16 protein-coding genes and 2 pseudogenes are annotated in these 19,565 nt (G+C 36.3%); 6 read left to right on the top strand and 12 right to left on the bottom strand.

Annotated features, from left to right (window positions below):
- Window positions 1–146: 146 nt before the first annotated feature.
- Together F985_RS12795 and F985_RS12790 are read right to left on the bottom strand one after the other, a co-directional pair.
- Complete coding sequence (locus tag F985_RS12795; protein ID WP_004701546.1) at window positions 147–1,811, bottom strand: arylsulfatase; 1,665 nt, start codon at window positions 1,809–1,811, stop codon at window positions 147–149.
- 117 nt (window positions 1,812–1,928) lie between these two features.
- Window positions 1,929–2,750, bottom strand: coding sequence for a Crp/Fnr family transcriptional regulator (locus F985_RS12790; RefSeq protein ID WP_004701544.1), 822 nt, complete (start codon window positions 2,748–2,750; stop codon window positions 1,929–1,931).
- A gap of 221 nt (window positions 2,751–2,971) precedes the next feature.
- Here F985_RS12790 and F985_RS12785 point away from each other — a divergent pair, with 221 nt between their 5' ends.
- Both F985_RS12785 and F985_RS12780 read left to right on the top strand, forming a co-directional pair.
- Window positions 2,972–3,925, top strand: a complete 954-nt coding sequence (locus F985_RS12785) for a TauD/TfdA dioxygenase family protein (RefSeq protein ID WP_004701542.1) — start codon at window positions 2,972–2,974, stop codon at window positions 3,923–3,925.
- 72 nt (window positions 3,926–3,997) lie between these two features.
- Window positions 3,998–5,098 (top strand): ABC transporter substrate-binding protein, encoded by a 1,101-nt coding sequence (locus F985_RS12780; RefSeq protein ID WP_004701540.1) that lies wholly within the window; start codon window positions 3,998–4,000, stop codon window positions 5,096–5,098.
- Between the two features lie 215 nt (window positions 5,099–5,313).
- Here the strand turns inward: F985_RS12780 and F985_RS12775 are convergent, their stop codons facing one another.
- Window positions 5,314–6,648 (bottom strand): ISNCY family transposase, encoded by a 1,335-nt coding sequence (locus F985_RS12775; RefSeq protein WP_004699130.1) that lies wholly within the window; start codon window positions 6,646–6,648, stop codon window positions 5,314–5,316.
- 754 nt (window positions 6,649–7,402) lie between these two features.
- On the opposite strand from F985_RS12775, the gene adeT1 reads away from it, so the two are divergent.
- Window positions 7,403–8,398, top strand: a complete 996-nt coding sequence (adeT1, locus tag F985_RS12770) for a putative multidrug efflux protein AdeT1 (protein WP_004701539.1) — start codon at window positions 7,403–7,405, stop codon at window positions 8,396–8,398.
- 86 nt (window positions 8,399–8,484) lie between these two features.
- Here adeT1 and F985_RS12765 read toward each other — a convergent pair whose 3' ends face one another.
- Window positions 8,485–9,384 (bottom strand): LysR family transcriptional regulator, encoded by a 900-nt coding sequence (locus F985_RS12765; protein WP_004701538.1) that lies wholly within the window; start codon window positions 9,382–9,384, stop codon window positions 8,485–8,487.
- Window positions 9,385–9,494: 110 nt separating this feature from the next.
- Here F985_RS12765 and F985_RS12760 point away from each other — a divergent pair, with 110 nt between their 5' ends.
- Together F985_RS12760 and F985_RS12755 are read left to right on the top strand one after the other, a co-directional pair.
- On the top strand, window positions 9,495–10,418 hold the full coding sequence (locus F985_RS12760; protein WP_004701536.1) for an alpha/beta hydrolase: 924 nt from the start codon (window positions 9,495–9,497) through the stop codon (window positions 10,416–10,418).
- 152 nt (window positions 10,419–10,570) lie between these two features.
- Window positions 10,571–11,455, top strand: coding sequence for an alpha/beta hydrolase family protein (locus tag F985_RS12755; protein WP_004701533.1), 885 nt, complete (start codon window positions 10,571–10,573; stop codon window positions 11,453–11,455).
- A gap of 35 nt (window positions 11,456–11,490) precedes the next feature.
- Here F985_RS12755 and F985_RS12750 read toward each other — a convergent pair.
- From F985_RS12750 to F985_RS12730, 6 genes and pseudogenes are all read right to left on the bottom strand, one after another.
- Window positions 11,491–12,009 (bottom strand): annotated as a pseudogene (locus F985_RS12750) (GNAT family N-acetyltransferase).
- Between the two features lie 304 nt (window positions 12,010–12,313).
- Window positions 12,314–13,207 (bottom strand): LysO family transporter, encoded by an 894-nt coding sequence (locus F985_RS12745; RefSeq protein WP_004701530.1) that lies wholly within the window; start codon window positions 13,205–13,207, stop codon window positions 12,314–12,316.
- A complete protein-coding gene (locus F985_RS0104365) occupies window positions 13,204–14,043 on the bottom strand; it encodes a 2OG-Fe dioxygenase family protein (RefSeq protein WP_004701528.1) in 840 nt (279 codons plus the stop codon). Before F985_RS0104365 ends, F985_RS12745 begins: the two co-directional genes overlap by 4 nt.
- Before the next feature lie 138 nt (window positions 14,044–14,181).
- Entirely contained in the window at window positions 14,182–14,742 is a 561-nt protein-coding gene (locus F985_RS12740) for a TetR/AcrR family transcriptional regulator (protein WP_004701526.1), read from the bottom strand.
- A gap of 735 nt (window positions 14,743–15,477) precedes the next feature.
- Window positions 15,478–15,786 (bottom strand): helix-turn-helix domain-containing protein, encoded by a 309-nt coding sequence (locus tag F985_RS12735; protein WP_004701524.1) that lies wholly within the window; start codon window positions 15,784–15,786, stop codon window positions 15,478–15,480.
- Window positions 15,783–17,114, bottom strand: a complete 1,332-nt coding sequence (locus F985_RS12730; protein WP_004701522.1) for a type II toxin-antitoxin system HipA family toxin — start codon at window positions 17,112–17,114, stop codon at window positions 15,783–15,785. The genes F985_RS12735 and F985_RS12730 overlap by 4 nt, the downstream gene beginning before the upstream one ends.
- Window positions 17,115–17,407: 293 nt before the next feature.
- On the opposite strand from F985_RS12730, the gene F985_RS12725 reads away from it, so the two are divergent.
- Window positions 17,408–17,848, top strand: a complete 441-nt coding sequence (locus F985_RS12725; protein WP_004701521.1) for an HD domain-containing protein — start codon at window positions 17,408–17,410, stop codon at window positions 17,846–17,848.
- A 199-nt stretch (window positions 17,849–18,047) separates the two neighbouring features.
- On the opposite strand, the pseudogene F985_RS12720 reads toward F985_RS12725, so the two are convergent.
- Both F985_RS12720 and F985_RS12715 read right to left on the bottom strand, forming a co-directional pair.
- Window positions 18,048–18,818: pseudogene (locus F985_RS12720) on the bottom strand (hypothetical protein); the annotation flags it as partial.
- Between the two features lie 28 nt (window positions 18,819–18,846).
- Window positions 18,847–19,548: an IS1-like element ISPa14 family transposase gene (locus F985_RS12715; RefSeq protein WP_001223318.1), complete on the bottom strand. Its 702-nt coding sequence runs from the start codon at window positions 19,546–19,548 to the stop codon at window positions 18,847–18,849.
- Between the last annotated feature and the right edge of the window lie 17 nt (window positions 19,549–19,565).

Below are 19,565 nucleotides of genomic sequence, written 5' to 3'. Positions count from 1 at the left end.
AAGTTTATATTTTGATGATCTTATCTTTATATTTAATAGTAATTTTTTAAACATAGGCCTTTTAAAATATTATTCAGGCGGCAAATGTAAAAGCCAGCATTTGCTGCTGGCTTAGTTCAATCTAAATACTAATCTTTTCGTTATTTTTATGCTTCAAATGGTTCTAGCTGATCATTCTGTAATAATCTTCGTTGTTGCACATTTTCGATGACACCATTTTCTTTGACATAAGTTGCCCATTCTTTGAGTAATTCATCGAGCTTTTCTGGATATTGTTTTGCCAAATCCTGAGTTTCGCCTTTATCATCTTTAAGGTTGTATAGCTGCCAGCGATTTGGACCATTTGGCGCAGGGATGAAGAGCGCTTTCCATTCTCCTTTGCGCAGAGCCTTTTGACCAAATAACTCCCAGCCTGTGACATGATCTTCACTGTGAATATGGTCTTGTTGTACTTGTAAATAAGGCAAGATAGAACGACCTCGTAGGGGTACCAATTGACGACCTTTATACACCTGACCAGGGTGCTGAATATTTAAATAATCTAATAGGGTTGGTAGTAAATCCATAACCGTCAAAAATTCGTGACTGATCTGATTTTGGCGTTTAAACCCTGCATAGTGAATGAACGAAACTGTTCTAATTCCACCTTCGCTAGTGTGTGCTTTATATAGGCGAGCAGGGGCAGTGGCTGCTTGTGCCCAATGTTCTCCGTACCAAACATATGAGTTTGCTCGTCCAATATTATCAATACTGTTGTCGTAATATTGCTCGATAATTTCATTAAGTTGACCTCCAAAGACGGGTAGAGCTTCGAGTTGAGCACCTTCTGCACCATTGTCTGATTGAAAAATAACAATGGTATTGTCCAATTCCCCTCGATCTTTGAGGTATTCCACCACACGTCCAACGTTTTGATCCATACGATCTACCATGGCCGCATAGACTTCCATAATTCTTGAAGACTTATCACGTTGCTCTTGAGTAAGATTTTCCCAGAATGGAGTTCTAGCGAGGACAGGGTGAATCGTTGTTTCCGCATCTACCAATTGAAGTTGCTTGAGTTTCTCAAGGCGCTGTTCACGTAGCTTGACGGGGCCATCTGCATAGCGTCCTTTATATCGATCGATATCTTCCTGAGGTGCCTGAAGTGGCCAGTGCGGTGCAGAGAAAGGTAAATATGCAAAAAAAGGACGTCCTTGGCGTGCTTCATCATCTTGTAAAAAGTCTAGAAGGCGAGTGGTAAAATAATCTGATGAATAAAACCCTTGAGGCAGTTCTTCCGAAAACTCATCATCTTCTGCATAGAGTCCTTTTGTTGACTTAAGTAAGCGTGGAATTTGGTCTTCTGGAATATCAGCTTCAAATAAATAATGATTAGCAGCCCCAGGTAATAGTGCAAAAGAACGTTCAAACCCTTTTTTTATTGGAAAATATTCTGGTTTTAGTCCCAAATGCCATTTCCCAGACATAATGGTGTAGTAACCTGCATCTTTTAATAATTCTGGTAATGCGGCAACTTTGTTATTTAGTACACCTTCGTAGCCTTCTTTACCTTCAAGTTCTGGGGTAAGGGCCTCAGCCATGGTTCCTAAGCCAGCTAAATGATGGTCAGTACCTGAAAGTAACATCGCACGAGTGGGGGAGCAGGTTGACGCCGTATGAAAATTAGTCAGTCTTAAGCCGTTTAATGCTAATTGATTCAAATGAGGTGTATTGATTTCTCCGCCAAAAGCACCTAAATCTGAAAAACCTAAATCATCTGCCACAATCAATAAAATATTAGGTTGGTTATTGATATTTACATCTGTCATGTTTTATCCAACAAAGCGACTAAAATGCTTAGTGTAAATATGACAAATTTTTATTCTGTTTCTATTCTGACAGTTATCTCCTAATAAAATCATATCATTATGACAAAAGCAGATATATCAAAGAAACTTAGTGGTACTGTTGAACTGATGAGTCTGAGCAATATCGCTTAGTTTTTCAAAGTCCAAAATAAAGATTTGATTGTATTTAACCTCAATGATGTTTTGGTTCGAAAGCGCTGCTAGTTCTTTATTAATGCTTTGTCTTGAAGTCTGCAAAAGCTCTGCCAGATTTTCCTGACTCAATTTGAGATTCAGTAAAATTTTATCTTTGTCCTGATAAGAATGATAATCCACTAGAAAAACTAGTTTTTTAGCGAGACGAGTTTGCAATGTTTCAGTTGAATAAATGAAGTTTTGTTCACGATTTAGTTGTGTTCTTACACAGATTAATTTCAGCACCATAAACAAAGCATCTGCGTTATTTCTGATAACATCCATAAACAATTGGCCAGGAAGGTTGGCAATGACCGTTCTACCTTGTGCAATATGGTCGTGAAGTAGGGGTTGACCCGTTACAATCGGAACAATATTGATTAATGTACCTGAGGGCACAAAAATATCGGTGTGATATTTACCTTGCGATGTGCTCCAGCCAAGTTTAAGTGCGCCTTCAAGCAAAATATTGATATCAGTGCACGGATCATTTTGATTGTATATCGTTTGATTATGATAATACTTTCTAATTTTTAAATGCTGAATAAGCGTAGATTTCTCTGTATTAGATAAAGATTGAATAACCTGATAGTTTTCTAAAATACGAATACTTTTATGAATAAATTCATTCGTTATAATTTGATGATCCGAAGATTGTCCGCCGTCAAAATCATTCTGATATTTTGAGATAGGATTCCTAAACTCGATAATTGATGATGCTTTCATGATAAATCAGAGATATAAACTAAGATTTTAAACAGCTTATCAGAGTTAAAATTTATTCAAATTTCAAAAAAATATAATTTCATATTTAATTTTCATATGTGCGTGTTATTAATTATTTAAATATCAAAATAATTTTTTACGTGATGGATTGTCTCTGAAATAACAGAATAAGCCGCCGTTTCTGATAAAAATTCAGTCATATATTACGACAGGAAATTAACATGACAACATTTATTCAGAAACCAGCACAACAACTACAAGTTAAAAAATTAACTGGTCGAATTGGGGCTGAAATATCAGGCATTCATTTAAGCTCTGAGCTTGATTCATCTACAGTTCAGTTTATACACGATGCGCTACTAGAGCATAAAGTACTCTTCTTTCGTGGCCAGCAACATTTGGGGGACACCGAACAAGAGAAATTTGCAGAATTGTTTGGTTCACCCGTTAAACATCCAACAGTACCAGCGGTGGATGGCACAGATTTTATTTTTGAACTTGACTCACAAAAAGGTGCACGAGCTAACTCTTGGCATACTGATGTCACTTTTGTCGATGCTTATCCTAAAATTAGTATCTTGAGAAGCCTAATCATCCCTGAAACAGGTGGTGATACAACTTGGGCAAATACTGAAACTGCTTATGAGGACCTTCCTGAGCTTTTACAGCAATTTGCTGAGCAATTGGTAGCTGTACATTCAAATGAATATGACTATGGTGGACCAAAACAAAATGTCGAGCCTGAACAACTAGAAAGACTGAAGAAAATTTTTGTATCTACCAAGTATGAGACAGAGCATCCAGTAGTCGTAGTACATCCAGAAACTGGCAAGAAAAGCCTATTACTTGGACATTTTTTCAAACGACTTGTGGGATTCAGTCAAAGTGATTCACAACTTTTATTTAATATTTTACAAGAAAAAGTAACGCGACCAGAAAATACAGTACGTTGGCAATGGCAGGAAGGAGATGTGGTGATTTGGGATAATCGCTCTACACAGCACTACGCGGTTAACGATTATGGTGATCAACATCGCGTTGTACGCCGAATTACACTTGCCGGTGAAGTAACGACTGGTGTACATGGTTTAAAAGGTAAAACCACATTACCCAAAGATTTATCAGCAGAACAACTCGAAAAAGCCAAGCTTCACGCTGTTTTAAATGCCAATTAAAGACTATTTTAAACATGCAAAACGTCACTGTTGTTAAGCAGTGACGTTGTATATGTTGTTGAGAAAAACGATATGGCCACACTATCAAAACGTAATCGATTTATCTGGATTATTCCTGCGCTTATTTTTATTGCTTTATTACTGTTTATTTTCAAACCATCTTCATCAGCACCATCAAAAACAACAAATCAGACTGAAAACATTGTAAAAATTCGAATTGCTGTACCTGATCTAAGCAGTAGTGAAAGACACAGCAGCGGCACACCATTAGTTGATTATATTTACTTAAATCAGTTACTTGAAAAAGAATTTTCAAAGAAAAATATTCAGGTTGAATGGCAATTTTTTAAAGGTGCAGGGCCTGTAATTAATGAAGCCTTAGCCAATAAGCAATTAGATTTTGCTTTTTTAGGTGACTTAGCTGCCATTATTGGTAAATCGAATCAAATCGATACTACTTTATTGGTAGCGACTGGACGGCACATAGATGCTTATTTGGGTGTTTTGCCAAATAAAGGATATACCAGTCTTGAACAGTTAAGAGGTAAACGAATAGCAATTTTTCAAGGAACTGCTATGCAATTATCGTTTGATCAATATATCGAGCGATATGGCTTTACTGAAAAAGATTTCCGCATTATTAATTTAGATCCTGCTGCGGCCAATGCAGCACTTGCAGCGAAGCAAATTGATGCTAGCTGGGGTTTAATGCCAATTCTAGCGCTCAAACAACAGAAAATTGTAGAAGTTCCTCTGAGTACTGGGCAGAGACAAGATGGTGCTGGAACAATTCAATCAGGTTTGGTGGGCCGTAGTGAGTTTATTAAGCAACATCCTGAAATCGTACAAACATTGGTCAATACGGTTTTACAATCAGCACATTGGGTTTCACAGCCTGAAAACCGCGATAATGCCATTCAACTTGTCACTAAAAATGCAGGATTACCAACAGAACTCTATGCATTGAGTCTACAAGACAAAGCCTTAAAAACGGTTTTTTCACCACTTTTGGATGAATATTATCTAGGGCATCTACAAGAAGGTGTGCAGACTGCATTAAAGGCCAAGCTGATAAAACGCGATGTTGATGTAAAACAATGGCAAAATGCTGAGTTTGTAGAACGAGGTATTCAACAGTTGAATTACGTCAATTATTGGAATTCTTCAAAATAAAATTATGAAATTAATTTAACTGTGCAAAAAGACCTTAACAAAGGTCTTTTTTATAAATTGCATAATACGCATCTAAAATAATTAATGATTCTTTGTAGAGGCAACAAGTATAGCTAAACGTACAACAACAGAATCAAGGACTTAATAGTGAATTATACAACTGTTATTCACCAATTAAAATGTCTATGCGATAAACCATTTAAAATGTCCTGTTTTTAACCACAAGAGTCAAGCACAGGATTTAACTTTCTTTGTTCAATAACAGCTTTCTGAGCTTTACGACTCGGCATACTTTTCTTGAGACGGGAACGTTTATTCTGTTTTTCCAACTCTTCATGCTGTTGCTGAATATGTGCCAGAACTGTACCTAACCGTTTATTCTCAACGATCTCATTCTGCTGTAGCCCAGCTAATTTATTGAAAATGCTGTAGTTGAGCTTTCGTCCCTCGTACATGAGGGCCACAGTGCCATCTGGGTACTCCAGAAATGAAATATATTGCCCAACAAGCTTATGATTCAGCTCTGTCGGTTCAAGCAGATAAATACATTTGTCATAGGTCAGGGTCAGATTCTTGGTGACCTTACGCGGTTCCTGCCAGGTAAAAATATCATCCAGTTCAAGATGAGATTCGGTTAATGGCCGATGTAAATTCTTTGAGTTTCGCGCACACTTGGCAAACTTCTGATTGAAATGCTCAATAAAGCAGGGCAGCCAGGCATTTGCCTCGGCAATTGAACAGATACCTTCTAGGCGCATTTCCTTGATCAGGCGATCCTGGAGTGTTCTATTGGCACGTTCCACACGGCCTTTGGCCTGGGGTGAGTTGGCGAAGATAATATCAATATTTAACTCATTCAGAATCCGCCCAAATTGCGTGATCTGGCTGTCCTGGCTCGATTTCTGGTTCACTCGGAAGACCGAATGTTTATCGCTATAAAAGGCCAGAGGCTTACCGTATTGTTCAATGTAGGCTCGGGTTGAAAGCATATAGTCGAAGGTCGTTTCCGCCTCACAGAAGCGCAGATGCAACAGCTTTCCAGTGGCATCATCGATATAAACCAGCAAGCAGCACTTAGCAGCGCGTCCTTCGAACCAGTCATGATATGAGCCATCAATCTGGATTAGCTCACCGAAGCAATCCCGGTTATAACGTGGCTGATATGGACGTTTAAGGCGCTTGGATCGTGGAATCCAGAGGTCATTTGCAGTCATCCAGCGCCGAAGCGTTTCTACCGGGATATTCAGGTCAAACATGCTGCTGAGCTTCTCATGGGCCAAGGTAGGTCCAAATCCCAGCAGATGTTCAGAAATAATGGAAAGACATTTTGATTTTAATAAATCATCATGGCGACGATGGCCAGGTTGACCACGACTGGCATGCGCCATACCTGAAACACCATCTTGATTGAGCTTCTGTAATAACCGGGTAATTTGACGGGTTGAAAGATTAAGGATTTCAGCAGCACGGACTTGTGTAATACGATGATCTCGAACGTCTTGCAGAACAGCAAGACGTTGAATTTCTTTGTCAGACATAGTGATCAGCATCTATATTTCATATCCAGTCCATGATGTTTAAGCCATCATAAACTAGACATTTTTATTGGTGAGAATATAGACACTTTAAATGGGTTCTAACAACAACTGTTCGTATAATGTATATTATGTTAAATAAGATATGTAGAAACCTACCTATATATGACTTTGGCTACTCTACGTTGCTGCTACGCCGTTTATTTTTTACTATGGTCAATTATTAAGCTTGTGCCAATTTCTGCTGAGTCTTCGCGCTCTTAATTACCTTTGGGATAACCCTATTTCTAATTTTAGTCAGAATAATTCTCTAGGCAGCCTTCTACAAAATGTAATTACACTTTTATATTTGCCCTAGCGAGCTGATCGACTCACTACATCCTAAATTCATCATCTGTATTTGTGGTTACTGGATACCTAGAGATTATTTTGCTAAATCGACTTTTGGCTCCTAAAGTTATTAATTTGCTTAGGCTAAATTGCAATACACAAAAAATTTTCTATCTTATTGAAATTTATATAAATATTTCTAAAAACCCTCTTTACATGCTCTTAAAAACTGATATAGTACGTGTGTGCAGCTATTCTTTAAATTTAACTCACTGATAGTGCTCAAATTATTTAAGCCATAGCTAAATCACAAAAAAATAAGATCCAACTCAAAGCTGTCTTTTGACTTCTTCACTAAATATTTTCCTTGAAATGCCATATCTAATCTACGTCAGACTCATAAAATAATTTTTATAATTTGAATAATGGATAATTAAATATGGATCGTTTGAAAGTTATTTTATTGATTGCAAGCACATGTTTAACAACAACTCTTTATGCCAAACAACAAGTCGTCTGTGTTTTTGACCCAATTGGTAAGTCAGGAGATGCTTTCGCTTTAGCTAAAGACTATGCTCTTGAAGCCAAAAATTGGGGAGCTGATCTATCTTTAAAAGCATATGTTGATGAACGTGTTGCGGCTGAAGACTTAAAAGTTGGGAAATGTGATGGCGCTATTATTAGCGGTTTACGTGGCCGTCAGTTTAATAAATATACAGGGTCTTTAGATGTTGTTGGCGCATTAACAAATATGAAAACGGCAATTAATGCCTATAAGCTGTTGTCATCACCCATGGCCGCAAAAAACATGGTGGTAGGCCCTTACGAAATTGCAGGTTTAGGGACTATTGGCCCTGCATATTTATTTGTAAATGATAGAAGTATCAATACACTCGCTAAAGCTGCCGGTAAGAAAATTGGGGTATTTAAATATGATGAAGCTCAACCAAAGCTTGTGCAACAGGTTGGCGGTCAGGCTGTATCGGTAGACGTCACCAATGCTGGCGCAAAGTTTAATAACCATGAAATTGATATTTTACCCGCTCCTATTGTAGCATTTAAACCTTTTGAGCTATACAAAGGTTTAGGTGAAAAAGGAGCTATCGTTCGTTTTCCTTTAACTCAAATTTCAGCAAACTTCATTATTCGTAAAGACCAATTTCCAGCAGGTTTTGGGCAAAAGTCACGGACTTGGGTAGCCAGCCAACTAAACAGAACGTTTGGCGTTATTGCTAAATACGAAAGTGATATTCCTTCAAAATACTGGATGGATATTCCTAAAAATGAACAATTAAACTATATGAAAATGATGCGCGAAGCACGTATACAGCTAACAAAGGCAGGTATTTACGATCCTAAAATGATGAATTTTCTTAAGAAAGTAAGATGTAAAGAAAACCCAAGTAATTTTGAATGTGCGTTAAATGATGAATAAATTAAGGAACTTCTTCTTTCATCATTAACTTAAACCAATTTTCTTACACGGATGTTCTGAAATACCCATGTTCATTTAATGAGCAGCTATTTTTTATTAAAATTTTCTTTTAACGCATCAATTAAGATATTTAATAAAGGTGCTTGCTCACGTCTGTGGGGATAATACAGATGATAAGGTTCATAGCTATGTCGCCAGTCCTTAAGTATCTCTTCTAATTCACCACTTTCAATATAAGGCTGAACCATATCAATAGGTAGATAAGCGATTCCTACACCGCTCCTTACTGCTTGAAGCACTGGAGATAAGGTTGTAAAAATAACTTTAGCGTTAACGGTAACTGTCTGAGTTTTACCTTGTTTGGTAAATTGCCAACGATAGAGTTCACCATGTGTTGGTAATCTTAAATTAATACATTGATGTTCAACCAAATCTTTTGGATGCTTTGGGTGACCATAACGAGCTAAAAACTCTTTGGTTGCAACAGTGAGCATTTGTATTGGCTCACTCACCTGTAAAGCAATCATATCTTTAGAAACTAAACCGCCTCTTCTAAGTCCTGCATCAAAACGCCCTTCTACAATGTCAACAAGACCATAATCAGATATGATCTCTACTGAAATTTTTGGAAATTGTTGTATGACTTTTTCAACTGCTGGCCATAAAACACTTTGTATTCCATATTCATCTGCGCTAATACGTAATGTTCCTGCTGGATCATTTTTTAAAGCACTAATTTGATTTATGCCATTTTCTATTTCTTCTATTGCAGGTTGAAGCAAATTTAATAGATATTCACCTGCTTCTGTAGGTGCCACACTTCGTGTTGTTCTTGATAATAGTTTTATGCCAATTCGGTCTTCTAAATTACGGAGTGTTTGACTAATGGCTGACTGTGAAGTCCTGAGTTTTGCGGCTGCGCGGGTAAAGCTCCGTTCTTGAGCAACGACCATAAAAGTGTGTAAATCATTTAAATTTTCTTTCATTATTTATAAGTATTCAATATAAGTGCTATCTAATTATAGTGGATTATCATAATAAATCACTACGGGTATATTTGTTTCATCGACCTAGTTTCTCTATTGGAGATAAGATGATGAAAACTGTAACCTTCAAAAATAAAAATATTGATGTTTCTGCAACTATACGTTTTCCAAAAGATTTTGATGAAAACAAAAAATATGCAGCGATTGTATGCGCCCACCCAATTAGCAGTTGTAAAGAACAAACTGCCGGCGCAATCTATGGTGAAAAACTCACTGAAGCTGGGTTTATTACTTTAGCATTTGATGCATCGTATCAAGGTGCTAGTGGTGGTGAACCTCGTTTTCTTGAAGACCCTGCAACACGTGTAGAGGATTTCCGCTGTGCAGCCGACTATTTAACAACGCTTACTTATGTTGATGAAAACCGTATTGGTGTATTAGGTGTGTGTGGTGGCGGTGGTTATGCTGTTAATGCTGCTATGACTGAACGCCGTTTTAAAGCAGTCGCAACTGTGGTTGCAGCAAACTATGGTCGTTTAATGCGTGAAGGTGACCAAACACCTGAAGCTGCCATTAAAACTTTAGAAGCCATTGCAGCACAACGTACTGCGGAAGCTCGTGGTGCCGAACCGTTTATTACTCAGTACATCCCTAACTCACAACAAGAGCGTGAACAAGCTGGCATTCATGATATTGATATTAAAGAAGCTGTAGATTACTACAAAACCCCGCGCGGTCAGTCAGAAGGTTCACCCAATAAACTTCGCTTTTCAGGGTTAGCGGCTGCTGTTGGGTTTGATGCGTTTCATTTGGCAGATCATCTACTCACCCAACCCTTACAAATTGTGATTGGTGGAGTTCCGGGAGGCTTCGGTTCATATCGTGACGGTTATGAGCTATATAGCAAAGCGGCTTCTAAAGATAAAAACCTCTTTGTAGTTAAAGGTGCAAGCCATTATGACTTATATGATCAACCTGAACCTGTTGCTCAAGCCTTAGAAAAAATTATTCCATTCTTTCAAAAGTATCTTTAAAAAAGATGTTGGAAAGTTTCTCAATCGGGGAACTTTCCAAACCTTGTCTTGAGTATTCAATTTAGCAAAAACAATTAATAAACTTATATATTGATTTTAAATTTCAATAGTTAGAGAATCATTCACAACCATAAATAACTATAAGAGTTCTCATGCTTCCTAATAAGAAAAAGAATATAGCCCTTTGCTACATTCTTCCTTTGATTTTAGTTATTGGCTTCTATGCCTTTTTCCGTGTATCTATTCTTCCTTATATTTATACCAAGCAAGCACAGCATCAACTTTTAATAGCAAACAATCAAACAACTGAGATTTATTGGAAAAAACCAGCTCTCTTAGCCGATAAAAAGTATCCAGCAATTATCTTCTTACATGGTATTCAGAAAGATAAACAAGGTGCTAAAGCCTTTGTACGCTCAGGCTTGTTAAGTGAATATGCTAAAAAGAACTTTTTCAGTTTTGCTGTATCTATGAGTGGATATGGTGAGTCATCTGGGAAATCAGACTTTTGTGGTAAAGCCTCACAAAATAATCTTATACAAGCCATTAATTTTGCTCGATCACAGCCCAATGTTGACCCAAACAAAGTTGCAGTAGTTGGAATTAGTTGTGGTGCGTCTATAGCAAATGTTGTAGCAAATTCTGGAAAGATAAATGCTTTAATTCTGGTCTCTGGGTTTTATGACTTTAAAGGTATGTATGCTGAGTGGAGTTCTAACGCTAGAACACTACCGTCAAATGTTATGAACGAGATAAATGAATCTATAACTGCTGAGAAAAATATAGAAACAGCATCTAGTACAAGATCATCATTACCAATTTCGTCTCAGTATCCACCTACTCTTATATTAGTTGGCACTAAAGACCCTATTGTTGGCCCAAAGCAAAGTATTCAGCTACATCAAGTACTTGATAGTAAAGGTATTCCAAACACTTTAGAACTTATTCAAGATGCCAAACATCCTGTGCCTGCTAATGTCTGGAAAACTAAAAGTGATTCATTTTTAGAAAAAACTTTGAATATAAAAATTAAATGATAAATGGGTTGCTCTGTAGATACTTATATCAGCCCTCAATCAAGATTTTTATAATAAATAGCTGTGCCGTCATAGTTCCCGTTTGAACTTAATGCAAAACTTGGAATTACTCCCACACGAACAAATCCAATTTTGCTATATAAAAGTTCGGAGACATCGCCTTCACGCGTATCTAAAACAAGTAAGCGCAAATCCTTTTCTCGTGCAAAATTTTCTAGTTCATTCATTAGAAATGTTGCTATTCCTTGTTTTCTTGCTTTTGTCAGAACCATGAGTTTTTCAACTTCGGCTCTATGAACGCCGTTCTTTTTACTCACCAAGGACAATTGAACACTACCTACAATTTTTCCTTGTTGAATGGCAATCCACAGACGACTATTACCTTGTGCTAATTTATGGTTGACCTCACGCCAATAATCTAAGACTTCGTTCTTTTCTACGGGAGCTAAGAAACCTATAGAAGCTCCGCTATTTATAGAATCTTCTAACAATAGTGATAAGCCTTATTCATAGTCACCAATTTCTTTTATTTCTAAAATTTCAATATTTTTCATATTTCTTCTCAAAGTTATTTGAATAAAATTTTATTAGATCTTATTTTAGAAAATTATTAAAAGTAAAGTATCAGTTATATCAACCACTCATACTCGATGGTAAAAGTATTCCAAACACCTTAGAACTTATTTAAGAATGCTAAAACTATGGCTGCTTTTGAAAAATACTTTGAATATAAAATCAAGTGAGATTGATTTAAATTTTAGCCAGCAGAGACAATACCTATTGTCTAACCACTGGCTAAAATTTATTTATAACTAATTAGGTTTTAGTCAATATCCAACTAATTTTTATCATATTCTTTTAGACAAATACTGAAAAGAACACAATAAAAAAAGGTGCCAATACTGTTAAAATAAAACCACTAAAAATAGCAATCTGAACATCTAATTGTGAACAATTGTTTTTTACAAATGGAAGTGTTGAGTCCATAGCTGTAGCACCACAAACTCCAATCACAGGATTCGGATAATTTCTTCCAAGAAGATATAATAGTCCTATGGCATAAAACTCTCTGATTAAATCAGTAAGTAGAGCAAATGTGCCCTGCTCTGGTCCTAATAGCTTTCCTATTAACGGTCCCGATAGAGAGAACCATCCAAAGCCACTTCCTAAAACGACCAGTTCAAAAAAAGATTTACCTAAAATAAATTTTGCTACATAAGCCGCAACAAATAATGAAAGGATTGTAACTAAGGGCACCTTAAAGTGATTGATAGTTAGAGATTGAATTCTAATCGTTGATAAATCAATTCCCACTAAAAAAATTAAAATATAAAGTAAAATACTACTTATAACCTCACTACTCCAACCACTAGGCAGTAAAAGATATAAGACCATACCAATAATAACCATAGAAATGGCAATTAAGCATTCTTTAATAGGTTTAAAAATCTCAGATAAAGATTTTTTATGTTCATTTACATTTTTAACCCTTTTAAATAAAAAGATAAAAGTAACTAAAGTGATTATTGTTGAATAAACAAAAGATTCTAAAATTACTTTTGTACCTAATTGCTTATCAAAAAGAATACTACCAAATTGAAATCCTATAGATATTAAAAGTAACCAAACTAGAATAGATATATAACTAACTAATTTATCTCTAGTATTACTATTTGCGGCTTGTCCGACTCCCCATCCTGAGACCAGAGCTAATATGATAGGGAGTAATGAAAATATAAGGTGATTTATCATATGTTTTGTTTCGTTAGGGAATAATCAATTAAAATCATCCATCTTTCACCTATTAAATCATCTTGATATGATTCAACTTTTTTAATTGGTGATACATAATGGCATACAGAGGAATCATGAACAGCGAAACTATCGGAAATATTTTTTAATGTAAAATGACTATAAATATTCTCAACATTAACCTCTTTTAGACTTTTATTTCTCTCACTTGGATGAGCTATATAATTTTCCCCTCCAACAATATTACCACTACGATAAATTAAGTGAGCAAAAGTAAAAGGTTCTCCATCCTGATGAAAACAATCTGGTGAACTAATTCCTAAAATACCATTTGAATTAGAGGTTAATTTAACAAAATGTACCCCAATATAAATAGGAAGATAATGATCGTTTAGTCCAAATGTTAACTTATAATCATCAATAACAAGTTGATTTAAATACTTAGTCTTTTTTACATCTTCACTTAAAGCATTAAAGTATCTGATAGAGCTATGTTCGGGGTTGTTATTCCCTTGGTCATATCCTGATAAATATTCACCATTATCATTTGCTACAGGTGGTAACCAAATTGGTTTTATCTCTTTTTCCCATGGCAATATTAAAGCATTTCCGTACCGACGATATCGCTGGGTATCTGAAGGAGCAAATTGATCTTTTTCTAACATTTGAAACTCTTCAAATATTACTCTTTTTGAATCTGAATCAACCTCAGCAGCCTTATATTGTAAAAAGCCATTTTTTTCAAACGAACTTTTTAAAGCTAAAAAAGAATCTTGATAGTTAACATCTAAAAGCTCTTCTGAATTTATTGTGTTTGAGTATGCTAAGTTTTTCATATTTTACCTATTTAAATATTATTGATTTATATTATGTGAAATAGCATTATACAGAACTGTCTGTACTCTTCAACATGAAAAATAAGAATTCAAATACATATTCATAGTTAGTCCGGACTTAATCATCTACTCAATTATTCAATGAATTTTACCCCCCATCCCCCTCAAAAACACCTCCAACACCCTTTCATCAACTTCATCTGAGCTTAAAAGCTGAATGATTGCACCATCAATCATATATAGAAAGAGTTTGGCATCTGTAAAAGAAACATCGGAGTTAAGTGCTCTAAGCTGGCTATATATTTCGTTGGTGAGCCATGTTCTATATCTCACGGCGGTTGTGTACGCATTTGGGTAGTTATTTTTCGTTTCAAAAATGGCTTTAAATAACAGGTAATACAGCCCGTCTATGTCTGCATGTAAGTCATAGAGCTTTTTAAGTTTATCAGCTGCGCTGGTGTATTCGTCGTATTCGACCATAGAGACTACTTTTTCTTGGAGTCGTTCTTTTTGTACGATCAGGCAAATTTCAATAAAGCGTTCTTTAGATTGAAAGTAGGTATAAAAGGTCATTTTTGGAATACCAGACTCTTTTACAAGTCTGTCCACGCCGACTATATGAAACCCGTTGTAGTGAAACAGCTCAATTGATTTATTTACGACTTTTAATGCACGTGTTGGGAGAGTCAAATTTTGCATATTTTTACCGTTATAAATTAAATTTTTGTTGTATATAAATGAGATATAAAACCCTTCCACTTTTCTAAAGGTGAAAAAAAGGCGTAGCAAAGCCGTAAAGACTGTGCCGAGCACATCTCAAGTTTTAGTTGTTGATGAAGTTTTAAGTAATAACGAGCTAAAGCCTGAAAAAGCCTTACGGCGATCAAGCTGCGTTAAATGTTTTAAGCTGTATTGTTATAGCTTTTGGCAATGGTTGCCAAGAAATTATGGATGTGCAAAGCCAACTCCTTATATATGGAGTTCTGCCAGAGCATAAAATTTATGGTGGCAGAACGGAAGAGGGTTAGCAGACTGGTTTCGACTCCAGCACACCCGAGGGTGTCCCTCTCCCGTCCTACCGCTACGGGAGGGAACTGGGAGTGCGCGCACAAAACTATTCCTCAGAAGAAATAATCCTGATGCGGTCGAAACAAACGGTCTGCTAAAACCGACTGGCGATGTAGGCCAGCCCGCAAATGGTAATCTCCAATATTTGAGGTGTCAATGTGAAATTGGCTAGAAATTATTTAAATAGTTATTATTTTTCATTTAATTAGATAATTAAGGAAATTCTTAAGTAATATTTACAATCATCTTTTATATCATTAAGTTAAAGTTTAAAATTTCAAAAAGTTAAAAGTTATAGGCTAGATAAGCTCAAAAACTTTTTTTATAACGTTCATGAGCTTACCCTAATGAATATTCATTAGGTACCTACTCGCTTGGCTTTATAATTTTACTCACAATATGTTCATGCGTAGGCACAAGCCCTGCTTTTAAACCAAGTGGCTTAAATACTTTATCCAACACAGACTGAGTCAGTTTACCTTTATCTTGCTCAATGTCTGTTAAAGTTCGACGGCTTATACCCACTAAAGTTGCATATTGTTCTTGAGACAAGCCCAACACATTTTTGCGTAAATACGAGAGCAGTTGTCCTAGCGTAATCTCACTCAACAAATACTGTTTATATAAATCGATAAGAACTTGCTGACGGTCTTGGGTTTGATTTTTTATATTCATAGCAGTTCCCATCTTTTTAATTTAGCTTCTATGTAATCAAATGATAGCGCAGGCATTTCAATAATTTGTTTCGGAACACCTTTCTCAACTAATCGTTGTCTTAAGCCAAGCAGATTATTTGCCAGAGTCTTTAATGTTGCTAGCGATACGGCAGGATCACACCAAGTAGCAAGTTTTTGAGTAATTTGCGCCCAACGGTATTCACCACCTTCTTCGTATGGACTTCCCCAAGTCGTCGATCTGGTCACAACTTCTGGATCGGCTTTCATAGGTGCAAAGTCATAAATAGGCGAAAGATAAACTTTTCCAGATTTTTTTAGGAATGAGGTATTACGACCGTGGTTATCTGAGTTACCAAAAATGATATTGAGTAAATCTCGTTGTAACCACTCACAAACAAATTGTGAAGCATCAAAATCTGCATCAATGCTTGTGAGTAATCTACATAGATCTTCAATGACTTCAAAATGATTAAGATGACTGCCTGAAGATTTATTGAGTATCGAATACACAGACTCTAGGCCATGACGATGCCAACTTTGATCACGCCATTCTGTGTCAAATCGTGGTAGCCACAAAGATGGATATTTTGTACCTTCAATGAGCTGCATTTGCGTTGTTTCAATAGTACTAAAACCTAACTCATTGAGTATTTGATAGTAGTAATATTCAGCTCTGAGAATGTCACAATCAATTTCACTACGTTTATTTCGCGGAAATTTAACTAAATAATGCTGATCTGGCTGATCAAATTGTTCTTGGTAGGTATCAATCCAGACTTGTTGCTCTGGTGAAACACGAATAAGTAACTTGGGAGCTTCACCACCTGCACCAGTTGCACCACCACTAATAGCTCCCATTTGTTGAGCATATTCCAGAAAATCAATATTACGCTCAGCCACATCTTCCTTAGAAAAATAACGTAAATGTAAGGTTGATTCTGGGTTTAGAGGAGGTAATGCTTCCTTAATTCGTAAATTACCAACGGGTGCCATCCCACCTTTTTCTAACAGAATACTTTCTTGCTCTGCATGGGTTAAACGTTGTAAATCTAGATAGTTCACCCAATAACGGCGTGCGGCTCCAGATGGAACAATGTCATCTAAAAAGCCAAACCATGTGTTCGATTCGTGTTTTATAAGAATTTGTACAGGAAGCGATAAACTACAGGCGTGCTCATCTCGTCTGTCTAAGTATTGAATAGCATAATCCAATTCATATTCTAGTTCGCTGGCACTAGCCGAACCCAACTTAGGTTCTAACAGTTTTAGCTCTGCTATATCTATCCAGTTTTTATTTAGTAAAGCTTGTATTGTTAATTTTTTCATTCGTGTAAATGAGCAATTATTTTCTCAAAAATACTATAAAAATGATTTTTTGTGAATATATTTGCGCAATTTTATTTATTTTAGATAAATTTGAGCAAATTTTTGCGCATTGCATATTTTTAGATAGCAATAATTTATTTATTCTTTTGCATACGTTGAATATCACGTTGCGGAGGCTCTCCAAACAAACCAGAGTATTCACAACAAAGCAGCTATTCAGTATAAAATTATGACCTAAGCGACCATCTTACAAATTAGGCCGCGTCATATACTTAAAGTGATAAGAGCAAAAAATGACTCAAAATCAAGTTGAACTCGCAGAGAAATTATCAAAAGAATCTCATCAAGGTCAAAAGTATGGGCCTCATGATTACTTTGAGTACCATATTAAAGGTGTAGTCAATTCATTAATCGAGCATCAATTTTCAGAAATCTACATTATTACCGCCCTTCTACACGATAGTGTTGAAGACACGCCTCTTACCCTAGACAAAATCGAAAGTTTATTTGGAAAAGAAATCCGCGATGCCGTCGATGCATTAACTAAACGAGAAGATGAAACACGCGAAGAATATTTATTCCGTTGTGGTTTAAATCCAATTGCTCGAGTGGTGAAACTTCATGATGCAGCCTTTAATGCGCATAACTCACATAAGGACAATAATCACTCACGCGTCGATTATTACCTTCAAACCATGTTAGCTGTTTCAACGGCGCAAGATAGGTTGGCCTAAAGGGTCAAAGTTGCTAGGTTTATTAAATCAAAAACGTTTTATCTTGATTTTGTAACGTAATCAAAATCACTATTAAAAAGTCTCTTGCTCTAACGAACATTCACCATTTTGCGCATATATTTGCTCAAACTTATTTAACATTCATAAGAATTGAGCAAATATTTGCGCATTCATGACCTATGGCGAAGCTATCTAAGCGTTAAATACGCCCAACTTCTAAGTATGGAATCAGGTTTTTATCAAAATTTGGTCTTGGGTCGCCCTCATAACTAATAAAACCATGCATACCCGTTAAACGCTCACCTTTATAAAACTGATTTAACTGATAACGCGGGTCTTTATGGGAAAGTGTAAAACTCACCACACCAACACCCTGCTCTTTGGACTGGTTATAAGCGTCTTCGAGCATTTTATGATGCAAAGCTAAATCTTCGGGATGACACACAAGCGTATGCAATACATGGTACTGAATCGAGTCACCGAGTTTAGGCAAACGCATCCCTTTAGTAATTGGAGTTAGCAAATTATAAACGGGTCTAAGCACACCTATAGCCGAAGTATAATTTAGAATTTTAGTTTGTTTAATACTATGCTGATCCCACAAGCCAAACATCCCCACCAGTTTTTCATCCTTAAAGTAAAGTGAAAAGTCTGAGAGTTTCATCCCTGAAAAATACTGATGACCTTGAGCAAGTTCTTCAAAGTTATAGGCTGGAATAAAGTTATAGTATTCTGCCATGTCGCGAATAAACTGATTCATGGCTGGTACATGTTCGGCTTCGGCTATACAACTATGAATCTCTTGAATATCACTTTGCTGAGAAGTCTGCTTTAGAAAAGCCGTGATTTTTCGTTTTGCGCCAGTACTCGTCAGACTGAGTGTCTCTATAAGCCCTTCATCATAATAATCAGGCATTCCGGTTTTGCCCGTTTGTATAGCGGCGCGTGCGGCATGGTTATCATCAAAAATAGGTGGTGTTTCAAAAAGTATGCTGACATTAAATGAAGCCATTATTGATGTAAAAAAAGGTTAAGTCGAAAGCTTTAAAATGGTTTTCAATCTTTTTTGAAAAATTACAACTCCTTCTAAAACCACGCCTAATTCGATGCCTTATTTTGCAATTATTACCTTCAATACCTACAGTAAAAAATTTACCAATACTTTGCTTGCAGTTTTTAAAAGCAGTTATGAAACTGTCCCAATGATCACTTGCAATTCGGGTGTAGTGAATACCTAATTGTTTAAGCTTTGTTTTCAATCGTTGAACTGTAGCTAAGTCTCTTTTACCCCAAACATAAGCAACAATCTCACCTGTTTCTCGATGGTAGGCGTAAATAAGCCATTGTTTATTATTTTTATTTCCCACAAAAGTCCAAAACTCATCAACTTCAAGAGACTCATAATGACTTTGTTTAGGCTGAATTTGGTAGGTCGATTCGGTTAAAGTACGTAAAACTTTACCGATACTGATTCGCTCAACTTCAGCGATATCTCGTATACCACTACCTCTGACCATCAACTGTAATATTTTTCGAGTAATGCCTGAATTACATCCTAGATAGCTCAGAGCATGGTCACCAATAAACTGACGTTTACAGTCTTTGCACTGATAGTTTTGTTTCCCATCTACTTTGATGCCATTTTTCTTTATACTGTCACTGAGGCAGGTTGGACATTTGATTTCTAGAGTTATTCGCATTTCTCTATTTTATCAAA

The organism is Acinetobacter seifertii, from assembly GCF_000368065.1.
In the GTDB taxonomy this organism is placed as follows: domain Bacteria; phylum Pseudomonadota; class Gammaproteobacteria; order Pseudomonadales; family Moraxellaceae; genus Acinetobacter; species Acinetobacter seifertii.
This window is presented reverse-complemented; position numbering and strand designations above follow the sequence as displayed.